General features: G+C 66.5%; 4 protein-coding genes and 2 pseudogenes. 2 read left to right on the top strand and 4 right to left on the bottom strand.

What is annotated here, in order from left to right; genetic code table 11:
- Positions 1-190: pseudogene (locus WA965_RS10510) on the bottom strand (PadR family transcriptional regulator); the annotation flags it as partial.
- A gap of 94 nt (positions 191-284) precedes the next feature.
- Positions 285-812 carry a PadR family transcriptional regulator gene (locus tag WA965_RS10505; RefSeq protein ID WP_526297171.1) on the bottom strand — a complete coding sequence of 176 codons (528 nt, stop codon included), beginning with the start codon at positions 810-812 and terminating at the stop codon, positions 285-287.
- A gap of 133 nt (positions 813-945) precedes the next feature.
- Here WA965_RS10505 and WA965_RS10500 point away from each other — a divergent pair, with 133 nt between their 5' ends.
- Complete coding sequence (locus WA965_RS10500) at positions 946-2,268, top strand: carotenoid oxygenase family protein (protein ID WP_526297173.1); 1,323 nt, start codon at positions 946-948, stop codon at positions 2,266-2,268.
- 10 nt (positions 2,269-2,278) lie between these two features.
- On the opposite strand, the gene WA965_RS10495 is transcribed toward WA965_RS10500, so the two are convergent.
- Positions 2,279-3,163, bottom strand: coding sequence for an RDD family protein (locus tag WA965_RS10495; protein ID WP_526297175.1), 885 nt, complete (start codon positions 3,161-3,163; stop codon positions 2,279-2,281).
- A 27-nt stretch (positions 3,164-3,190) separates the two neighbouring features.
- Between WA965_RS10495 and WA965_RS10490 the strand changes: the two genes are divergently transcribed.
- Positions 3,191-4,183 carry a stage II sporulation protein M gene (locus WA965_RS10490; RefSeq protein ID WP_526297177.1) on the top strand — a complete coding sequence of 331 codons (993 nt, stop codon included), beginning with the start codon at positions 3,191-3,193 and terminating at the stop codon, positions 4,181-4,183.
- A 14-nt stretch (positions 4,184-4,197) separates the two neighbouring features.
- Here WA965_RS10490 and WA965_RS10485 read toward each other — a convergent pair.
- Positions 4,198-4,357: pseudogene (locus WA965_RS10485) on the bottom strand (DUF58 domain-containing protein); the annotation flags it as partial.

Genomic DNA, 4,357 nt, shown 5'->3' with positions numbered 1-4,357 from the left:
CGAAGCCGCCGGGCCCGAAGCCGCCGAACCCGGGCCCGAAACCGGCGTCGCCGCGGTGCTCGCGGATGTGGTCGCGGAACTCGCGACGGGATTGTCTGCGCTGTTCGTGCAGTGCGCGACGGTTCTCGGGGCTGAAGCCGAAACCGGGGGCTCCGAAGGGTGGTCCCGGGGGTGTGAATGGGGTGTTCATGTTCGTGTCCTTCTTTCGACAGGAAGCACGGGGTGCGCTTCCGATACGTTGACGATATATCGGAAACTATCGCGATGCAACGACGAGTTTGGCGTCAGTCTGCGGCGCGGGCGTCGATCAAGGTGGCCAGCCACTGCGCCCACTGCTCCTCCATCGCGGTGTCCCGCAGGCCGAACTCCAGCGCTGCGCGTCCGTAGAACGCCGCGTCGCTGTCGCCCCACTCCAATGAATCCCGAAGGTGCTCAAGCTTTTTGCGTTCGGCGGCGGCGCGTTGCGCGAAGGCCGAGGCGTAGCTCCTGGCGTCGTCGGGGGCCAGTTCGCCGAGCAGGAAGACTCGAAGCAGGTCCGGTCGGCGCCTCGGCGGGTCGTCCTGGGAATCACTGATCCAGCGGACGAGTTCGGCGCGACCGGAGTCGGTGACCCGGTATTCCTTGCGGCCGCGCGGTCCGACGGCGGCCACCTCGATCAGGCCTGCGTCGGCCAGCTTGTTCAACTCGCCGTACAGCTGACTCTGGGTGGCGGGCCAGACGTTGGCCATCGACTTCTCGAACCGCTTGAGCAGGTCATAGCCACTGCCGGGATGCTGAGCGAGCAGGCCGAGCGCGGCGAATCGAAGACTCATGGCGGCATCGTACGGCCTCGACATTCCAGAACTGGAGCATCGGACTGCGACACCGCGGTACTTCACACAGTCCATCATTGACATGTCATCAATGCCATGTCAGGGTGGATCGAGCCCGACAGGAGGTCGACCCGTGACCGATACCGCCTCAGACCAGACCGACATCTTCCAGGTGGGCAACTATGCGCCGGTCGCCGACGAGCTGACCGAGTTCGGTCTTCCGGTGCAGGGCTCGATTCCGCCCGAACTGACCGGCTGGTATCTGCGTAACGGGCCGAACCCGCGGGGCGCTACGGGCCACTGGTTCACCGGCGACGGCATGGTCCACGGCGTCCGCATCGAGGGCGGGCGGGCCGCCTGGTACCGCAACCGGTGGGTGCGCACGGACAGCTTCAAAGAAGATTTTCCGCTGTATCGAGAAGACGGCACCCGAAATCTGCGGGCCAGCGTGGCCAACACCCACATCGTCAACCACGCGGGTAGGACGCTCGCGCTCGTCGAGTCGTCGTTGCCGTACGAGATCACCAACGAACTCGAGACGGTGGGCGCCTACGACTTCGGCGGCAAGCTGGACAACTCGATGACCGCACATCCCAAGATCTGTCCGACCACCGGTGAATTGCACTTCTTCGGATACGGCAGCATCTTCGCCCCGCACGTGACCTACCACCGCGCGGATGCCGACGGACAACTCGTCGTCAACCGGCCTCTGGAGGTCAAGGCGCTGACGATGATGCACGACTTCGCGCTGACGGCAGGCTATGTGGTGTTCATGGATCTGCCCATCGTGTTCAACCTCGACGTCGCGATGAGCGGCTCCGGTGCCATGCCCTACGGGTGGGACGACTCGTACGGGGCCCGGCTGGGGCTGCTACGCCGCGACGACCCTCACGGTGAGGTGCGGTGGTTCGAGATCGATCCGTGTTTCGTCTTCCACGTCGCCAATGCCTACGACCGTGATGCCGACACCGTGGTGATCCAAGCCGTCCGCTATCCCGAATTGTGGCGCGGCAACGACGGATTCGACGCGCAAGCGGTGATGTGGACGTGGACGGTGGACCTGCGCCGCGGCAGCGTCACCGAAAGTCAGCTCGATGACCGGTCGGTGGAGTTCCCCCGGATCGACGACCGGCTGGCGACACTGCCTGCGCGCTACGCGGTGTCGGTGGGTGACGGCGGCCTGGTCCGCCACGACCTGCTCACCGGCGACGCCGCCACGCACCGGTTCGGAACGGTGGAATCGCCGGGCGGACCGGGAGAGTTCGTGTTCGTGCCGGACCCGGGGGCTGCCGACGAGAGCAGCGGCTGGTATCTGGGTTATGTCTACGATCCCGCACGTGACGGCAGCGATCTGGTGATCATCGATGCGTCCGACTTCACCGGTGCTCCGGTGGCCACAATCCAGCTGCCACAGCGTGTTCCGTACGGCTTCCACGGGAACTGGATCGCCGACTGACCGTGGCGGGCTACGACGGCGGGGTGAACGCTCCGGGTTCCTTCGACGGCTGCTGGGGTGACGGCTGCTGGGGCGTCGGCGGGAAAGTGGGATAGGTGTATCTCGGGTCCACGCCGCCGTTCGTGGCCCAGGCGGGCGGCTGCGGCGCCCGAAGCCGGGTCAGTTCCCGGCGATGACGTTCGGCGAGCACGGCAGCGAGGATCAGGGGCGCCGGTGTACCGGGCGGCGGCGGCGGCGAGATGCGGCAGATCACCTCGGTGGTGATCCGATGGGCCATCTGGTCGCGCATCTGGGGATTCAATTGTGGTGCGCGAGTCAGGAACTGACGAGCCAGCTCAGCCTGCTCGGAGCCGAGTCCGGACAGCTGCAGAGAAGACGCCCACCACGCAAGCTGGGGGGGCATCGGTGGCGGGGGTGCAAGCCTCGGTCCGCGTTCACTGATCACCACCGTGCCGGCGAAGATGTCGCCGATGCGCTTGCCTTTCGGCGAGATCAGGCTGCAGATCACCGCGGGACCGCCGGTCAGCATCCAGATCTCGATCACCCCGGCCAGCCCGCGGAAGAGAGCCTGGCGGAAGCGTTCCGGGCCGCCGTCTTCGGACACCACCCGCAGGCCCATCGCCATTTTGCCCAGCGATCTGCCCCGGGTGGCGGTCTCGAAGATGACCGGATAGCCCACCAGGGCGAGAACCGTGAAGATGATCAGCACCGCACCCGAGAACGCCGAATCGAACTGTGACAGCGTCGCCGCCCACAGCACCACACCGGTCACGTAACAGATGAACACGACGACGATGTCGATCAACACCGCCAGTGCGCGCACCGGGACCTGGGCGATCTGGACATCGAGGACCACCGCGTCCCCGGTCACCACGGGCTCTTGCGGACTGGCCATATCCCAACGCTACTAGGATCGGCGGGTGTGGATGTCGACGCGTTCGTGGTGGCTAATCGCCCCACGTGGGATCGACTCGACCAGTTGGTGAAGAAACGCCGGCAGTTGACCGGCGCCGAGGTCGACGAGCTCGTGGACCTCTACCAGCGGGTCTCCACCCACCTGTCGATGGTGCGCTCGTCGTCCACGGATGCCGTTCTCGTCGGCAAGCTGTCCGGGTTGGTGGCTCGGGCGCGCTCGGTGGTCACCGGGGCCCATGCGCCCCTGTGGCGCGAGTTCGTCCGCTTCTGGACGGTGTCCTTCCCGGTGGTCGCATACCGTTCCTGGCGGTGGTGGTTGGGCTCGGCGATCGGGTTCTTCTTCGTTGCCGCGTTGATCGCCGTCTGGATCGCCGGCAACCCCGAGGTACAGGCCGCGTTCGGTACGCCCGCCGAAATCGAGCAACTGGTCAACAACGATTTTGCCGCGTACTACAGCGAGAATCCGGCGGGATCGTTCGCCCTGCAGGTCTGGGTGAACAACGCCTGGGTCGCGGCGCAGTGCATCGGCTTCGCGATCCTGCTCGGCATCCCCATCCCGTATGTGCTGTTCCAGAATGCGGCCAACCTCGGCGCGAACGCCGGATTGATGTTCGACGCAGGCAAGGGTGACATCTTCCTCGGCCTGATCACCCCGCACGGGCTGCTGGAGTTGACGGCGGTGTTCCTGGCCGCCGGTGCCGGGATGCGACTCGGGTGGTCGGTGGTGTCGCCGGGCAACCGGCCACGAGGTCAGGTACTCGCCGAGCAGGGTCGCGCGGTGATCGCGGTGGCGCTCGGCCTCGTGGTCGTGCTCCTGATATCCGGGGTGATCGAGGCGTTTGTCACACCGTCGCCGCTGCCGACATTCGCGCGCATCATGATCGGCGTCGCTGCGGAGGCCGCCTTCATCGGGTACGTGTTCCACTTCGGCCGGAAGGCGTCGATGGCCGGTGAGACCGGTGACATCGAGGACGCTCCGGACCTCGTACCGACCCGCTGAACTCCCCGGGCGCCCTACAGCCGCCCGGTGGCCTTCATCGCCAGGTAGTGGTCGGCGAGTTCCGGTGCGAGTTGCTCCGGCGGGGCGTCGACCACGTCGACCCCGCAGCGCCGCAGCCGGGACGCGACGTCGCGTCGTTCGTTGCGGGCGCGCTCGGCAGCCGCGGCGTCGTAC

The sequence above is a fragment of the Mycobacterium sp. genome (assembly GCF_049683935.1).
In the GTDB taxonomy this organism is placed as follows: domain Bacteria; phylum Actinomycetota; class Actinomycetes; order Mycobacteriales; family Mycobacteriaceae; genus Mycobacterium.
Note: the sequence above shows the minus strand (reverse complement) of the source record. Positions and strands in the feature narration are given on the sequence as shown.